This is a genomic window from Streptomyces sp. NPDC054840 (assembly GCF_053611065.1).
In genome coordinates this window covers 1-1,186 of record NZ_JBSGZP010001142.1, presented here as the reverse complement: position 1 = coordinate 1,186, position 1,186 = coordinate 1, and the positions used below count along the sequence as shown (strand labels likewise).

General features: G+C 75.1%; 1 protein-coding gene and 1 pseudogene. Both read left to right on the top strand.

What is annotated here, in order from left to right; translation table 11 throughout:
- A pseudogene (locus ACWGIU_RS38205) lies at nucleotides 1-222 on the top strand (hypothetical protein); the annotation flags it as partial.
- Between the two features lie 147 nt (nucleotides 223-369).
- Complete coding sequence (locus ACWGIU_RS38200) at nucleotides 370-1,068, top strand: sigma-70 family RNA polymerase sigma factor (protein ID WP_453712738.1); 699 nt, start codon at nucleotides 370-372, stop codon at nucleotides 1,066-1,068.
- Nucleotides 1,069-1,186 lie beyond the last annotated feature (118 nt).

Sequence of the window (1,186 nt, the reverse complement as noted above, 5' to 3'; positions counted from 1 at the left end):
GGGCTGTGGCTCGCGCACGGCGAGCGGGCCGTCTTCCGCGTGGTGCGGGCCGTCGCCGGGCGCCTTTGGACTCCGCTGCGCCTGCTGCTCCGTACGGCGGTGCCCGCGCACCGGCCGCCCGTACGCATCCGCCGCCGACGCCGGCACCGCGCGCCGCGCCGGCTCTTCCTCGTCCACGCCATCACCTCACGGGGTCCGCCGGTGGGAACCGCTGTCCTCTGACAGCTGGTTCCCCGAGCCGCGACCGCGACCGCTTTCGCACCCGCATACCGCGCCTCGGGCCTCGGCCATGCCTTCCGGCAGGCCGCACCCCTCACCGGCTCCGCCGCTCGCGGACCGGACCCCCTTGCGCATAAGGACCTTGTGGCGATGACTGCTGCCCTGACGACCCCCTCGACCTCCCCCTGTACCGCCCGCGACCGGCCGGCCCGGCGCACCCCGGACTCCGACGCGGCGGTGACCCGGCTGGCGCTGGACGCCCGCGACGGCGATCCGGTGAAGACCGACCGGTTCGTGCGCGCGCTCCACGGCGACGTCTGGCGCTACGTGGCCTACCTCAGCGCCGACGCCCAGGCGGCCGACGACCTCACCCAGGATGTCTTCCTCCGTGCGCTGGCGAGCCTGCACCGGTTCGAGGGCCGTTCCTCCGCGCGTACCTGGCTGCTGTCCATAGCCCGCCGCACGGTCGTGGACAGCCTGCGCCACGCGGCCGCCCGGCCCAGACTCTCGGACCGCTGCGACTGGCAGACGGCAGCCGAGCAGACCCAGCCGTACGGCGTGCCGGGCTTCGAGGACGGCATCGCCCTGGCGGAACTGCTCGCCGTGATCCCGTCCGAGCGCCGGGAGGCGCTGGTCCTGACCCAGTTGCTGGGCCTGTCCTACGCCGAGGCCGCCGCGGCCGTCGGCTGCCCGATCGGTACGGTCCGCTCCCGCGTCGCCCGCGCCCGTACCTCCCTGATCGCGCTCCTGACGGACACTCGTACGTCCGAGCCGGCGCCGGAGCCCGCGGCGCCGCTGCACGACCGGGCCGGAGAGCGGATGCTCACGGCGGCCGCGGCGCTCGCCTGACCTTGTAGACGCGCGAGCGGACGTATTCAGGGGGAGAGCTGCGGGCGGCGTGAGCGCCCGCAGCCCTCCCGGCCCAGACCGCGACGATCAACCGGCTCAGTGTCCGCGGGAGTTGGGA